Here is a 14,629-nt window from a genome sequence, read left to right as displayed (position 1 = left end):
TGCCCCTCCCCGACCTGCAAGGACACCACTCGGTGCGCACGTCACTCCCGGCGACCGCGGTGCCGGACGGAGCAGCCGGTGACACCGCTGACGGACACGTCGACCCGATCGGACCAGCGGACGGCGATGAGTTCCGGACGCCGGGCCGGGTTTCACCCCCGCAGGAGGCCGCCGGACGCCGGACGCGGCCGGGGGCCGCCGGAACAGGTCCGACGGCCCCCGGCTCGGGGTCGCGTCGCCGTCAGCCGGCGTACGTCTCGAACTCGGCGACCTTCGGCGTGCCGGTCGAGCCGGTGATCTCGAAGGTGAGCTTGCGCAGCGAGGTGCTCGGGAAGGAGATGGCGCCCGCCCCGTCACCGGAGGCCAGGACGGCGCCGGTGTCGGCGTTCAGGACCCGGTAGGACGTGATGGCGCCCTCGGAGCCCGAGGCCTCCCGGATGTTGACCGCGGACACCTTGGTGGTGGCGCTCCACTTGACCGAGACGGAGCCGGTCCGGCCGGCCGGCGACCAGGAGGTGCTCAGGTCGCCGTCCCGCACGTTGCCGTAGCTCGCGCCGGCGGCCCGGCCGGAGCCGTCGGAGCCGGCGCCGATGCTGAGGTTGGTGCCGCCGGGCAGGGCGGGCTCGGCGGCACCGGGCGCGGGGGTGGTGGGCGCCGGGGTGGTGGGCGCGGGGTCGGCCGGGGCCGGGTCCGACGGAGCCGGGGCCTGCGTGGAGCACTTGCCGTCCGACACCTTCAGGCCCTTGTTCGCGCCCGCCGTCGCGCTCACGACGGCCGGCACGCAGCTCGCCGCGTCGAGCTCGGCGGTGTAGGGGACGGTGACGGTGGTGTTGGACTTCGGGTCCGGTCCGGCGGGCTTGTTGTCACCACTGGCCTTCGACCAGGTCACGTTGGAGAAGACGTTGCCGCTGACCTGCCAGTAACCGGCCTCGGAAGTGTAGAAGGTGCCGAGGACGTCCTTGGAGTCCTCGAAGTAGTTGTTCTCCACCTTGGCCTTGGCGCCGGCCCGGGAGTTGATGCCGGAGCTGTTCAGGCTCACGTAGTGGTTGTTGTACATGTGGGCCGTGCCGCCGCGCAGCAGGGGCGCCCGGGAGTCGATGTTCTCGTACTTGTTGTGGTGGAACGTGATGAAGCTGTTGGAGCGGTCGCTCTCGCTGGAGCCGACGAGGCCGCCGCGGCCGGAGTTGCGCAGGACGCTGTAGGACAGCGTCACATACTTGGTGTCGTCCTTCATGTCGAAGAGGCCGTCGAAGCCCTCCGACTCGCCGCCCGAGGCCTCCAGCGTGACGTGGTCCACCCAGACGTTGCGGACGCCGTTCTCCATGCTGACGGCGTCACCGCCGTTGGAGAGGGGCGAGCCCGACTTCTTGACGTTCTTCACCGTGACGTTCTGCACGATGATGTTGCTGGACTCGCGGATGTGGATGCCCAGCTGGTCGAAGGTGGCGCCCTTGCCGACCCCGACGAGGGTGACGTTGCTGATCTGCTTGAGCTCGATCACGCCGGCGGCGGTGTTGCAGCTGCTCCCGGACACCTTGCTGGTGTTGCCGTGGTTGATCGTGCCCTCGACCTCGATGGTGATCGGGGTGTCGTCGGCGGCCCGCTCGCACAGGGCCTCGTGGATCTGGGTGCCCGTGGTCGCGCGCACCGTCTTGCCGCCCGCGCCACCGGTGGTGCCGCCGTTCTGGGTGGCGTAACCGGTGGCGCTCCCGGTCGCCGCCGCCGACGCCTCCCCGGGCATCGACAGGTACACACCGGTCCCGGCTGCGACGGCCACCGTGGCCAGCGCCGCCTGGAGCCGCAGCCTGGACTTCCTGTGCGACTTCGGGCGCCGGGTGTTGCTGCTGTGCGTCGTGGTCAACGTGCTCTGCCTCTTCGTACGTCGGTGACGGTTCCTGGAGGGGGTGAACCGTGCTGTGCCCTCAAGTCGTCACCGTCGGCAGGAAGGTTGCCGCTGTACGAAGAAAGATTTTTTCGCGTTTCGCGTACTCCGACGCGGGCGCGGGCCGTCAGGCCGTGGTCACCGCCGACAGCCGGTGCACGTCGCGTGCCGTGCCGGTGACGCCGGCCAGGAAGCCCTGGGCGCGGGGTGAGGCGTTGCGGCTGAGCCAGGACGGGTCTATGTCGCAGACGGCGACCTTGACGTCGGTGCCCGCGAGGGCCAGGGGCAGGGTGTGCACGACCGTGGACGGGAAGCTGAGGACGGTGCGGCCGATGGGGCCGCGGCGGGCGATCAGCTCCAGCGGGAGCTCGGGGCGGACCACCTCGAGGCCCGTCTCCTGGGCCAGGCGGTGCAGCTTCTCCGGGCTCTCCCGGCGGTGGGCGAAGTAGCGGGCCGCGCCGTGGGTGCGGGCGAGGGCCCCGACCGCCCCCAGGTAACGGTCGCCGTCCACCACGCCGGTCTCCACCAGGGAGGTGCCCACGAGGTCGGCGCCCTTGGTGACGCGCGGGGGGCCGAAGCGGGCGCGGGTCCAGGCGAAGCCGTTCGGCGTGACGGTGACGCCCTCGGGGACCTCCTCGATCGGCATCGAGGAGAACACCTCGACCTGCCGGTCCGCGCCGGGGGTGAGCCGGTTGCGGGCCGCGGACGAGACCGGGGCGAAGAGCAGGTCGCGGGGGCCGGGCCGGCCGCCCTTGCGGTGCCAGCGCACCAGGCGCTCACCGCCGGCGAGCTGGGAGACGAACTCCATGGTCGCCGTGCCGTCGTCGACGACGACGAGGTTCCGGGCGTGGGTGATCGTCAGCAGCAGCTGTACGTAACGGGAGAACGGGTCGCCCATCACCACCCGGTCCGCCGCGCGCAGCAGGGACGAGAGGCCGGCGATCGTGCGGAACGGGGCCGTGGCACCGCCCCGCGCCTCCTCCCACCGCACCTCGTGCCCCTCTTCCCGGGCCAGCTCCGTCATACGGCGCAGCTGGCCACGGGTCATGGGGTCGTTGGGCGAGAGGACGACGAGGGTCATCCCCGCGCCGGCACCGGGGTCACCGGGCTGCCCGGCGTCACCGGGCTTCCCGGGCCCCTCCCCGGAGGGCCCCGCTCCGGGGATCCCTCCGGGGCCCGCGGCACCGTCCCCGGTCGTGCCGGAGGCATGGGCGTGCGCCCACTCCAGGACGTTCAGGAGCTGCACCGGACTCTCGACGAAGGCGAGGGTGCGGGAGCGGGGGCCGGTGGTGCCGGCGCGGGGTCTCATCTGCGTTCGGCCGTCTCGTCCGTCGTGCCGGGGATCAGACCTGGACCGGCTCGCCCGCCGCGGCGGCGATCTCCGCCTCGGCGACGACGCCCTGGACGCGGCGCAGCTTCTTCATCGGGCCGAGCTCGGAGTCGTACACCTTCTTGACGCCGTCACCGAGGGACTCCTCGATGGTGCGGATGTCGCGGACGAGGCGCGCGAGGCCCTGCGGCTCCACGGAGGCGGCCTGGTCCGAGCCCCACATGGCGCGGTCGAGGGTGATGTGGCGCTCGACGAAGGTGGCGCCGAGGGCGACCGCGGCGAGCGTCGTCTGCAGGCCCGTCTCGTGGCCGGAGTAACCGATCGGGACGTTCGGGTACTCGGCCTGGAGGGTGTTGATGACGCGGAGGTTGAGCTCCTCGGCCACCGACGGGTACGTCGACGTGGCGTGGCACATCAGGATGTTCTCGCTGCCCAGGACCTCGACCGCGTGGCGGATCTGCTTCGGGGTGGACATGCCGGTGGAGAGGATGACCGTGCGGCCGGTGGCGCGCAGGGCGCGGAGCAGCTCGTCGTCGGTCAGCGAGGCGGAGGCCACCTTGTGGGCCGGGACGTCGAACTTCTCCAGGAAGGCGACGGCCTCGGTGTCCCACGGGGAGGCGAACCAGTCGATGTTCTTGCTCTTGGCGTACTCGTCGATCTGGCGGTACTCGTCCTCACCGAACTCCACGCGGTGGCGGTAGTCGATGTAGGTCATGCGGCCCCAGGGGGTGTCGCGCTCGATGTCCCACTGGTCGCGCGGGGTGCAGATCTCCGGGGTGCGCTTCTGGAACTTCACGGCGTCGCAGCCGGCCTCGGCGGCCGCGTCGATCAGCTTGAACGCGTTCTCGAGCTCGCCGTTGTGGTTGATGCCGATCTCGCCGACCACGTAGACGGGCTGGCCCGGGCCGGCGGTCTTGGAACCGAACTTGCGCAGACGGGAGTTGGTGCTCATGCGGGGAAGTTCCTTACTTGTCGAGGGAGTCGAGAGAAGGGCCGAGGATCCAGCTGGCGATCTCTCGGATCGCGCCGTCGCCACCGGGGACGGTGGTGACCGCGCGTGCGGCGCCGCGTACGACGTCGTGGGCGCTCGCGACCGCCACGGGCCAGCCGACGAGGGCGAAGCACGGGAGGTCGTTGACGTCGTTGCCGACGTAGAGCACGCGCTCGGGCGCGATGCCCTGTTCCTCGCACCACTGCTTGAGCGCGAGGTCCTTCCGGTCGATGCCGTGCAGCACGGGGAGCTTGAGCTTCCGTGCGCGGGCGGCGACGACCGGGTTCTGCTCCGTGGACAGGATGAGCATCCTCAGGCCGCTCCTGCGGAGGGCCGCGATGCCGAGTCCGTCCCCGCGGTGCACGGAGACGAACTCCCGTCCGTCGGAGTCGACCAGCACCCTGTCGTCGGTCTGGGTGCCGTCGAAGTCGAGGACGACCGCGTCGATGTCGGCGGCGGTCGGGAGGGCGCCGGGCCGTGCCGCGTCGAAGAGCGGCGCCAGGGCCCGGGCGCGGGCGAGGTCGTGCGGGTCGTCGATCTCCAGCACGCGGGCCGGGTCGGTGCGCACCGGTTCCGTACGGCCGAAGAAGCGGTGCTGGTGCTCGCGCAGGCCGGCCGCGGTCATGGCGTACGCGGCGCCCGTCTCCAGGAGGTCCTGGGGGCGGTCCTGGCGGCGCGGCCGGAAGGACTTGTCGTGGTTGACGCCGTACCCGCCCCCGGCGGCGGTGGGGTCGGCGGCCGCGGGGTCGTCGCCGGCGTCGCGCCAGACGAAGCCGTGGAAGGGGGCGACGGTGAGCGCGGTGTCGGCGCCGCGCCGCACCACCGCGGCGACGACCGCGTCGACGTCCTCGCTGAGGATGAACGGGCTGGTGCACTGGACCAGCAGCACCACGTCGACCGGGGCGCCGTGCCGTTCCTCGTGGGCGTCCATGGCGTGCAGGACGGCCGCCTCGGAGGTGGCGGTGTCGCCGGCGATCGCGGCGGGCCGCAGCACGACCTCGGCGCCGGCCTGGCGGGCGGCGGCCGCGATGGCGTGGTCGTCGGTGGAGACCACCACGTGCGTCACGAGGCGGGCCGCCACGCACTCGCGCACCGCGCGGGCCACCAGCGGGACGCCCCCGACCGGGGCGAGGTTCTTCGCGGGGACGCCCTTGGAACCGCCGCGCGCGGGTATCACGGCGAGCACGCGGCGCGCCGGCGCCGGACCGTCCGCCTCGGGTCGGGACATGGGCTGTTCTCCTTGCGCGGGTGAGGGCGAGGGGGTCGGGGCGTGCCCGGCTGCTCCGTGCGCCGGTCCGGGCGTGCTCACAGCTCCCCCATGCGCCGGATGACGGGCGCCACCCGCTGCACGCCGTGCCGGTACGCGCCGCGTGCCGCCCGGCGCACGATCTGGCGTACGGGTCCGGCCTCCTTGTCGGCGGCGGGGGCGCCGGGCAGCGGGGCGCCGTCCGGGCCGAGGTGGTGGCGGGCGAGGATGCCGGGCAGGTAGCCGGGGGCGGTGACGGGCGTGTAGTACGGGTCGAGCGGGGGGAGCGTGCCGGCGTCGAGGAGCTGTGCGATGCGCTCGCGCGCCGTGTCGAAGGCCGTCTCGTACCCGCCCTGAGCCGCGACTCCCTGCCGGGCGACCCAGTCGGGGTCGGGCGCCGGTTCCCGCCCGGCGTCGAGCTCGTCCCAGGAGGCGAGGCAGCCGGAGCCCACGAAGTGGTGGTTGCCGAGGGACTCGCGGACGCCCAGGTCGGTGAGGACGACCGTGGGGACGCGCCGGTGCAGGGACTCCAGGGCGGCCGTGGAGCTGATGGTGACGAGCAGGTCGGTGCGGTCGAGGACCTCACCCATGTGGCCGTAGACGAGCTTCAGGTTGGCCGGCAGGTCGGTCCGCTGGGCCAGCTTCTGGTACGGCAGCTCCTCGATGTGGGTGGTGTGCTCGCCGGGCTTGGAGCGCAGCTTCAGCAGCACCTCCCGCCCGGGGTGCAGCCGGGCGTGCCTGACCAGCCTCTCCAGCAGGTACGTGCGGTCCTTGCGGCTCTCCGGCACGGAGGGCTGCGCGGCGAAGACCACCGTGTACGGGTCGTGCGTGCCCGTGTAGGCCGCGCCGCCCAGGAACGGCAGCGCCACCTCCGTCACCGAGGAGGCGTCGGCGCCGACCCCCTCGTACACGGCCCGGAAGCGGTCCGCGTCCTGCCGGGAGTTGGCGAGGACGAGGTCCGCGCCGTGCCGCAGCAGCAGTCCGTCGGCCAGCTTCTCGTAGACGACGCCGACGTAGCCGGTGACGACCACGGGGCGGTCGGTGCGGTCGCCCCACGCGTTCCTGAGGCCGTGCAGCATGGCCTGGACGCCGCCGCCGACGAGGGAGAGCACGACGAGGTCGTACGCCTTCCCCTCCCCGTCGTCCGTCCCGCCGCCTTCCGTCCCGCCGCGTTCCGTCATCGCCCGCAGGAACTCGAGGCCGGTGACCTCGCGGAGCGTGTCCGCGCGGACGCCGACCTCGTCGAGCTGGCGGGCGGTGGGGGTGGCACGGCCGCGCAGGAGATAGCCGTCGAGGCGGATGTCCGAATTGGCCGGGGCGATACGGTGCGCGGTGAGCGCTCCCCATTTCCACCGGGTGTCGGAATCCGCGAGAACAGCGATCCGCAAGGGATTCGTGGTACTTGCTGGCACGTCTCGACGCTAGGAAGCGATTTCGCCCCACGGCCCAACCGGAACCCAACAAAGGGTTAACAGCACCCCGCCGAATGGCGAATCAGCCCCGGATCGGGCGCGCGGAAGCTCCGGTTCACCGTTCCGCCACATGGGGTTCACCCGGTATCCCACCGCCGGTCAGGCGGAATGCCGGGCCGCCGCCTAACGTCGGATGCGTGGTCAAGCTCTCCGTCATCGTGCCGTTCTACAACGTGCAGCAATACGCGCCCGACACCCTGAGGAGCCTCGGCGCCAACGCGCGTGACGACGTCGAGTTCATTCTCGTCGACGACTGCTCGCGGGACGGGACACCGGACGTGCTCGCGCGCGCCGAGCGCGAGCTCCCGGGTGCCGTGCTGATCCGGCACGAGCAGAACGGCGGACTGGCGACCGCGCGCAACACGGGACTCGACGCCGCGCGCGGCGAGTACCTGACCTTCCTCGACGGCGACGACTGGGTCGCCCCCGGCTACTACGCGGAGCTGCTGGCCGCCGCCGAGGACCTGGGGTGCGACTTCCTGCGCACGGACCACGTGCAGACCACCGCCCGCGCCCGGACCGTGCACCGGGCCCCGGTCGGGCTGCGCGGGGAGGTCCTGGACCCGCGCGGAGCGATCCTGCCCGCCCACCGCACCACCTCGGTGGACTACGCCTACGCCTGGGCCGGCATCTACCACCGCCGGCTGCTGGAGGCGGGGCTGCTGCACTTCACCGACGGACTGCGCACCGCCGAGGACCGGCCGTGGATCTGGAAGCTGCACCGCGAGGCCGAGTCGTTCGCCGTGGTCAGCCTGCTGGGAGTGTTCTACCGGCGCGGGGTCGCCTCCTCCCTCACCCAGATCGGCGACGTCCGCCAGCTGGACTTCATCCGCGCCTTCGACCAGGTGATCGAGGAGACCGCCGCGGACCGGGACGCCGACCGGCTGCTGCCCAAGGCCCTGCGCACCTACTGCGCGATCATCGCGCACCACCTCTCGGAAGAGAGCAAGTTCGAACCGGCCGTGGCCAAGCGGCTGCGGTCGATGAGCGCGGCCGCGATACAGCGCATGCCGCAGGACGCGCTCACAGACGTACTGGACACCATGGACCTGCGCCGCTCCTCCGAGCTGCGGCGGCTGCGGCGCCGGATCACCACAGCGAAGGCGGCCGTCTGATGTCCCGCACCACCCAGATCTTCTGCGCCTCGACGCTGTACGGCGTCGCCACCCTGGCGGCCGCGATCGACTCCGACCTGTTCACGGAGCCGGACCGGCGGGTGCTGCTGGTCTTCAACAACTCCGCCACCCCGGAGACCACGCCCGCCCTCGACACGATGCCCGGCTTCGAGCCGCTGCGCAGCCACTTCGACGAGGTGCTGTCCTGGAACGAGGCGATCCGCCCGTTCCACCCCGGGGCCTGGACGCCGCGCCCCGACGACGTCCCGCTCCTCGAGCGGTACCTGCGGCTGCTGTGGGGCCTGGGCGAGGACCGCGTGGAGCTGGTCCTGGAGTCCATCCAGGTCGCCCCCGCCCTCACCGTGGCCGAGCTGTTCACCGGGGCCCCGATCGACGTCTACGCCGACGGCCTGATGAGCTACGGCCCGACCCGCAACAAGCTGGACCCGCTGGTCGGCACGCGGGTGCGGCGCCTGCTCCACCTCGACCTGGTGCCGGGGCTCACGCCGCTGCTGCTGACCGAGTTCGACGTACCGGCGCAACGGGTGCCGACGCCCGCCTTCCTGAAGGTGATGGGCGAGCTCACCGAAGCGGCCCCCGCACTGCCCGCGCTGCCGGACGACGCGGCGGTACTGCTCGGCCAGTACCTGTCCGCGCTGAACATCTACTCCCCCGAGGAGGAGGAGGACCTGCACGTACGGATGCTGCGCGGGGCGGTCGAGCGCGGGCACCGGTCGGTCGTCTTCAAGCCGCACCCCACGGCGCCGGCCCGCTACGGCCGCGCCCTGGAGGCCGAGGCGGAGAAACTGGGCGTCGACCTCACCGTGCTGGACACGCCGGTCCTCGCCGAGGTGCTGTTCGACGTGGCCCGGCCCGGCCTGGTCGTCGGCTGCTTCTCGACCGCGCTGTTCACCGCCGCCTCCTTCTACGACCTGCCCGTCGCCCGCGTCGGCACCGGGCCGCTCCTCGACCGGCTCACCCCCTACCAGAACAGCAACCGGGTCCCGGCCGTGCTGGCGGACGCCGTGCTGCCGGACCTGGAGGGGCGGGAGGGCGAGGCCCCCGTCCCGGCCGACACCCTGCAGGCCCTGGTCACCGCGGTCGGCTTCACCATGCAGCCGCAGCTGCACACCGGTCTGCGCCCGGCCGCGGAGGACTACCTGCGGACCTCCTTCGGCCCGCGCACCCAGCGGTACTTCCGGCGCAAGCGGCTCACGTCACTGGGCCTGCCGGGCGGCATCCCGGAGCGGCTGGCGTTCCTGCCGCGCAACGCCACCGCGCGCCGGGCGGTGCGGCGGGCCCGGGCGCTACGGAAGGCCGTGCGGCGCCGCTGAGGAAAACCGCACCACCCGGAAAGGCTGCGGAGCGAACCAAGGGTTAACTCCCCGAGAAAACCTCGCGAATATGGAAACGCCACCGAATTGAACCGTTGATTCCATGGTGGGGTGGTGCCCGTGATCCCTGCGATCACGGGTACCGTCCGATCCGAACCCCACGAGGCATTCATGACGCAACTCGGCCGGCTCCATTCCCTCATCGACACCGTCCAGCTGCCGGAGAACCTGCCCTACACCCAGGTCAGCACGTGGGAGCTGCAGTTTCTGTACCTGGTGGGGAGACACCACCTGACGGGCCGGGACCGGATCGTCGAGCTCGGCTCGGGCGGCGGCGGATCGACGTACGTCCTCGCCCTCGGCCTGCACGAGAACCCGCTCTTCGACGAGGAGGAGGGGCGCCTGCACGCGTACGACTTCTTCCGCGTCGGCAAGGGCACCTTCGCCTCGGAGAAGTTCTTCACCTCCGGCACCAGACCGGAGGGTGAGAACTCCTTCCTCCAGGACTTCCGCGGGCGGCTCGAACCGTTCCTGCCGTTCCTGGAGATCCACGCGGGCGACCTCTGGAAGACCTCCGACCCGGACGACCGGACCCCCATCGAGTTCCTGCACGTCGACATCGCCAAGACGGCGCGGGTCTTCCGCTGTGTCGCCGAGCGCTTCCTGCCGCGGCTGCAGCCGGGCTCCGTAGTCCTCCACCAGGACTTCGCGGGTCCGCGGCTGCCGTGGCTGCACTGGAGCACGGGCGCGCTGCTGCCCTACATAGAGATCGTGGGGCGCCCGGTCCGCTCCACGCTGGTCTTCGAGGTGACCGCGCCCATACCCGAGGACGTGCTGAAGGCCATCGCCGAGGACACCTTCACCCTCGACGAGAAGCTGCGGCTGATCTCGGACGTGCAGGAGCGCATCGACCGCGACCACACCGACGGGATCCCCTTCAGGTCCGTCCTGGAACTGGCCAAGGCCTACGCCGCCCACCACGCCGGCGAGCACGGGCGGGCCTGGTCGATCGCCAGACCGCTGCGGTCGGACGCATACCTGAGCCGCACCCGCGCCGACCACTTCGAGCAGCTCAGGAAGGCGTACGAGGCCGACCGGGCGAGCGGTGGCGGCTCGTGGCTGCACCGGCTGGTCAGCAGGGTGAGGAACCGCTGAGACCACGTCCCCGGCCCCCGCGGTGCGGCACCGCGGGGGCCGGGGACCTGCCGTCGCTCAGGCGCCGAGGATCTTCCGCAGGTCGGCGGCGTTCGCCTCGGTGACCTTCCACAGCTCCTGCTGCCGGCCGTGGACGTCGGCGACCGTACGGGCGTGGTTGTCGAGGATGTCGATCGCCCGCTCGGTGAGGACCGCGCCGAGGTCGCGGTCATGCACGGAGACACCCCACTCGGGGCGGTCGATGTCGGACAGGAAGTACGCCATCTTCGGGTGCGAGATCAGGCTGATGATGGGCGTACCGACCCCGAAGGGGATCATTCCGGCGTGCCCGCGCATGCCGATGACCAGGCGGGTCTTGGCGTACAGCTCCCGGATCTCGTCGTTGTCGAAGTCGTACATCGGGATGACCGGCAGCGAGATGCCGTGCTCGCGCCGCAGGTCGAACGCCATCTTCTCGTCGTCGAGGGAGTGCGCCACGCACTGCACCTCGGTGTGGTCGCCGATGGCGCGCACGGCCTTAGCCATCTCGGCGAGGAAGTGCGCGTAGTCGTGTCCGAAGCGCAGGCCCGCCCGGTCGTAGGCCGCGTTGATCAGGACGGTGTCCTCGCGGTACGCCGGGTCGGTCCAGCCGGGGACCAGCTGGCGGCTGACGGTGGTCGGGCAGGGCTGGAAGCGGACCTTGTCGTGCAGCTCGGCGGGGAGCAGCGCGCGGACCTTCTCGATGGAGCCGTGGTTGCGCAGGCCGAAGAAGGAGGACTTCTCCACCAGCAGGCGCAGGCTCTCGTGGAAGCGCCCGGCCCGGTAGGACTGGCCGTCGAAGGCGTTGAAGCCGACCGCGTACACCATGATCGGCACGTCGATGGCGCGCAGGTGCTCGTCGGGCACGTTCCACTGCCAGGCGCTGTTGCCGTTGGGCATGGTGTCCGGGATGAACAGCCCGCCACCGCCGATGACCAGTCCGCGCCGGGCGTTGACCCGGTCCAGGGCGGCCCGGTCGAAGTACCGGTGGGCGTGGACGGAGTGCCAGCGGCGGGAGGTGTGGTCCGGGCCGAACCCGAGGCGCACGGTCTCCGGCAGCAGCTTGTCGCCGGCGTTGCCCTGCCGGTCCATGTAGAACGCGACGTGGGCGAGCTGGTCCTCGGGGGCGCCCTGCTCCTGCGCGGGCACGGTGGCGGCGCGCTGGGCCCACAGCCGGCTGGAGCGGTGGGTGGGGTCGATGGAGAGACCGGCGGTGGCGTACTCCAGCGCCGCGGCGTTCTCGCCGTGCACCCAGGACATCTGGGCGAGCCGGGAGTAGGCGGTGGCGGCCCGGTTGGGGGCGGCGGTCGCCAGCAGCAGCTGGGTCTTCGCCTCCTCGTAGCGGGAGACGCTCATCAGGGCGTGGCCCAGCACCTCGTGCGGCCAGGCCTCGTCCACGGGGATGCGGACGCTCTCGAGGATGTTCACCGCTTCCTGGTACTCGCCGGAGGCGATGTGCGCGGCGGCGACCTTGCGGGCCATCTCGACGTCGCCGGTGCGGGCGACGTGCGGGGTGCCGTAGTGCACGATCAGGTCGTGGTGGAGGCCGCCGCCCCGGGAGAGGTACGCGGCGTGGAAGTCGGCGTCGGACAGCTTGAACTCGCGCCAGCGCTCCTCGGCCAGGCCGTACCCCGCCTCGCCGCCCTGCCACGGCTTGTGACGGCCGGTGAAGTGCAGGATCGCCACGTCGTCGGGGACCGGCTTGTCCCCGGAGAGGCGCCGCTTGACGAAGTTGTAGCGGGAGTCGAGGCGGACGAAGTCACCGTCGAGGACCGCGTTGAGGATGCCCTGGTCGTGCTTGTCCAGTTCGTACTCGCCGCTCCGGCCGACCGCGTCGATCCTCGCGCAGAACTCGTCGCTCAGGTACTCGCGCTGGATGACCAGCAGGCCCGAGTTGAGCTTGTGCTGCCCGTAGAAGAACTGCGGAACGGCCGCGAGGCCCTCGCGCAGCTTGAGCAGCTCGCTCAGGTCGTCGAGGACGACCATGTCGGTGTCGAGCGTGATGACGGTGTCGTAGTCCCGCAGGCGGAAGATGTCAAGGATGAAGTACGCCTTGCGGACCAGGTAGTTCTCCTGGTCGCCCTTGACGTAGGAGTCGTAGTGCTCCGCGTTCACCCGGCGCAGCACGATGCGCGGGTGCAGGGCCCGGATGCGGGCTATGGAGGAGGGCTTCAGGTCGTCGTGGAGGACGACGAAGTCCTCGCACACGCTCGGGTTGGAGAGGGCGAGGCTGCGCAGCAGGACGAGGAAGCCCGGCAGGTAGTTCTCGTCGACGAAGCTGGCGAAGGCGATGCGGCGCTTCTTGGTGAGCGCGGCCGCGGACGCGGCGGCCACCGGGCTGGTGGTGGCGGCGCCGCTCGTAAGGGTGGTGGTCATCGCAGGGAGATCCTCATGTCGGTCACGCTCTGGGCCCGCTGCATGACCCAGTCCCGCTCGCTGGTGTACTCGTGCACGGACGTGATGGGCATCTTCATGGCTTCCTGGACGCGGTAGGCACCGCTCTCGTAGAAGTCGAAGCCGATCAGGTCCAGCTCCGTGCTGACGTCCAGGAAGTCCAGCAGGAAGAGCATGTTGAAGCCCGTGGTGGGGATGCCGGACCAGGCGTCGGCGGAGAGCCGTCCGATGTTGCGCACCGGCCAGCGCAGCGACTCGTCGCCGAGGTACTGCTGGGCGCCGGGCACCAGGCGGTTGCGCAGCGAGTACTTCCAGTCGTTGGAAATGCCGCCGAAGACCAGCCGGGTGGTGACCCGCTGGTCCCAGTTGAAGCCGTGCTTGTGGATGGTGGCGTGGATGTCGGTGCGGCTGCCGGTGTGCTTGGGCTCGATCCGGTACGAGTTGAAGCGCACGACCAGGTCGTAGGCGTCGATGTCGGCGCCCATGCCGCTCTCGCCCACGCGGCCGGAGTTGGCGATGAGGCAGATCGACTTGCCGGCTATCTGGTTGCGGAACTCGCCCAGGCTGATCCAGTTCACGCCGCCGAAGGTGGGCTCGGCGACCGGGCCGCGCATCCGGGAGCGGCGCTGCTCGGCGTAGAGTCCGGCGATCTCGGTGAGTCCGGCGGCGTCGCCGTCGGCGAGGCGCAGGTTCAGGTACTGGCTGAGCAGCTTCTGCCGGTCGGCGACCGGCGCGTCCTCGGCGGCCAGCGCGAGCAGCGCGCCGACCAGCCGGGGCTCGGCCTCGGACCGGTCGCCCGCCGCGTGCAGGGCCAGGCCCTCCGCCCACACGTCGGTGGCAGGGCCGCGGGAGAACGATTCGGCACGCGGGCACTGGCGGCTCAGCAGCTGCAGCAGCTCCCGCTCCTTCTCGCCGGCCCGGCGCAGACCGGCGATCCGCGAGGCGACGCCGAAGCCGTCCTCGGTGGTCAGCGCCAGGTAGCGCTCGTACGCCTCGATCGCGGCGGACTCGTCACCGAGGGCCTCCAGCAGGCGGGCCTGCAGTCGCCAGCCGGCGCGGGAGTTCTTGCGCTGGGCGAGGACGGTGTCGGTGATGACGAGGGCGAGGTCCAGCTCGTCGTCGTAGCCGCACTCCAGGGCCTTGTTGCCGACGGCGAGCAGCGCGTCGAGGAGCTCGTTGCTCAGGCTTCCGGAGACGGGGGTCCCGGCGCCCTTGACCACGCGCTTCAGCCGGGCGGCGGCACCGCCGGCCGGGGCGGCGGCGGAGGCGGGTTTGGAGGCGGCGGACATGCCCCACACGACGAGCAACTGCCGCAGCCGCTCGGCCAGTTCGGTACGGCGGCGGTCGAGGCTGCCGACCAGCTTGCCGCTGTGCACCGCACAGGCGTGCAGGCAGTCGTCCAGCTCCCCTCCGCGTGCGCGTGCCCGTCTGTTCTGGACGCTCGTCATGCCACTCCATGGTCTTCTTGCGTTCGTTGTCCGCTCTCTTACGGCTTCGTGCGAATTGAGTCGCATACAGACCGGCGTGGGGTGCACTCGAGAACGTTTCACTGCTACGTGGGGGACGGTTGGGAAGGTAGGAAGCGAAAGCAACGTGAAGGTGAACGGGCAGGTACCAGCGGGAGAATGGTTGCTCCGGCGGCCGGGAGCCCCTCGTGGAGCCGCTTAGTGTGCTGTGGCACCGCCCTGCACC

The 14,629-nt window shown here is 71.4% G+C and carries 10 protein-coding genes; 3 read left to right on the top strand and 7 right to left on the bottom strand.

All coding sequences use genetic code 11. The annotated features are described in order from the left end of the window. Positions 1–241 precede the first annotated feature (241 nt). The 5 genes from UW392_RS31830 to UW392_RS31810 all read right to left on the bottom strand — a co-directional run bounded on the left by UW392_RS31830 (position 242) and on the right by UW392_RS31810 (position 6,861). Positions 242–1,861 (bottom strand): polysaccharide lyase family 1 protein, encoded by a 1,620-nt coding sequence (locus UW392_RS31830; protein ID WP_320778636.1) that lies wholly within the window; start codon positions 1,859–1,861, stop codon positions 242–244. 148 nt (positions 1,862–2,009) lie between these two features. Next, positions 2,010–3,191, bottom strand: a complete 1,182-nt coding sequence (locus UW392_RS31825) for a hypothetical protein (RefSeq protein WP_320778635.1) — start codon at positions 3,189–3,191, stop codon at positions 2,010–2,012. 34 nt (positions 3,192–3,225) lie between these two features. Continuing rightward, complete coding sequence (locus UW392_RS31820) at positions 3,226–4,164, bottom strand: N-acetylneuraminate synthase family protein (protein ID WP_320778634.1); 939 nt, start codon at positions 4,162–4,164, stop codon at positions 3,226–3,228. A 13-nt stretch (positions 4,165–4,177) separates the two neighbouring features. Continuing rightward, positions 4,178–5,431, bottom strand: a complete 1,254-nt coding sequence (locus UW392_RS31815; protein ID WP_320778633.1) for an N-acylneuraminate cytidylyltransferase — start codon at positions 5,429–5,431, stop codon at positions 4,178–4,180. A gap of 77 nt (positions 5,432–5,508) precedes the next feature. Continuing rightward, entirely contained in the window at positions 5,509–6,861 is a 1,353-nt protein-coding gene (locus UW392_RS31810) for a DUF6716 putative glycosyltransferase (RefSeq protein ID WP_320778632.1), read from the bottom strand. Between the two features lie 197 nt (positions 6,862–7,058). On the opposite strand from UW392_RS31810, the gene UW392_RS31805 reads away from it, so the two are divergent. The 3 genes from UW392_RS31805 to UW392_RS31795 all read left to right on the top strand — a co-directional run bounded on the left by UW392_RS31805 (position 7,059) and on the right by UW392_RS31795 (position 10,525). Next, on the top strand, positions 7,059–8,036 hold the full coding sequence (locus tag UW392_RS31805) for a glycosyltransferase family 2 protein (RefSeq protein ID WP_320778631.1): 978 nt from the start codon (positions 7,059–7,061) through the stop codon (positions 8,034–8,036). Continuing rightward, positions 8,036–9,370 (top strand): alpha-2,8-polysialyltransferase family protein, encoded by a 1,335-nt coding sequence (locus UW392_RS31800; protein WP_320778630.1) that lies wholly within the window; start codon positions 8,036–8,038, stop codon positions 9,368–9,370. Before UW392_RS31805 ends, UW392_RS31800 begins: the two co-directional genes overlap by 1 nt. 171 nt (positions 9,371–9,541) lie before the next feature. Next, positions 9,542–10,525 carry a class I SAM-dependent methyltransferase gene (locus UW392_RS31795; protein WP_320778629.1) on the top strand — a complete coding sequence of 328 codons (984 nt, stop codon included), beginning with the start codon at positions 9,542–9,544 and terminating at the stop codon, positions 10,523–10,525. A 57-nt stretch (positions 10,526–10,582) separates the two neighbouring features. Here the strand turns inward: UW392_RS31795 and UW392_RS31790 are convergent, their stop codons facing one another. Together UW392_RS31790 and UW392_RS31785 are read right to left on the bottom strand one after the other, a co-directional pair. Next, positions 10,583–12,919: a glycosyltransferase gene (locus UW392_RS31790; protein ID WP_320778628.1), complete on the bottom strand. Its 2,337-nt coding sequence runs from the start codon at positions 12,917–12,919 to the stop codon at positions 10,583–10,585. Further along, positions 12,916–14,385, bottom strand: a complete 1,470-nt coding sequence (locus UW392_RS31785) for a glycosyltransferase family 29 protein (RefSeq protein ID WP_320778627.1) — start codon at positions 14,383–14,385, stop codon at positions 12,916–12,918. The genes UW392_RS31790 and UW392_RS31785 overlap by 4 nt, the downstream gene beginning before the upstream one ends. Positions 14,386–14,629 lie beyond the last annotated feature (244 nt).

It is taken from the genome of Streptomyces sp. CRN 30, assembly GCF_034105845.1.
The sequence above is the reverse complement of the archived record's forward strand: the minus strand, read 5'-3'. Positions and strand labels throughout refer to the sequence as shown.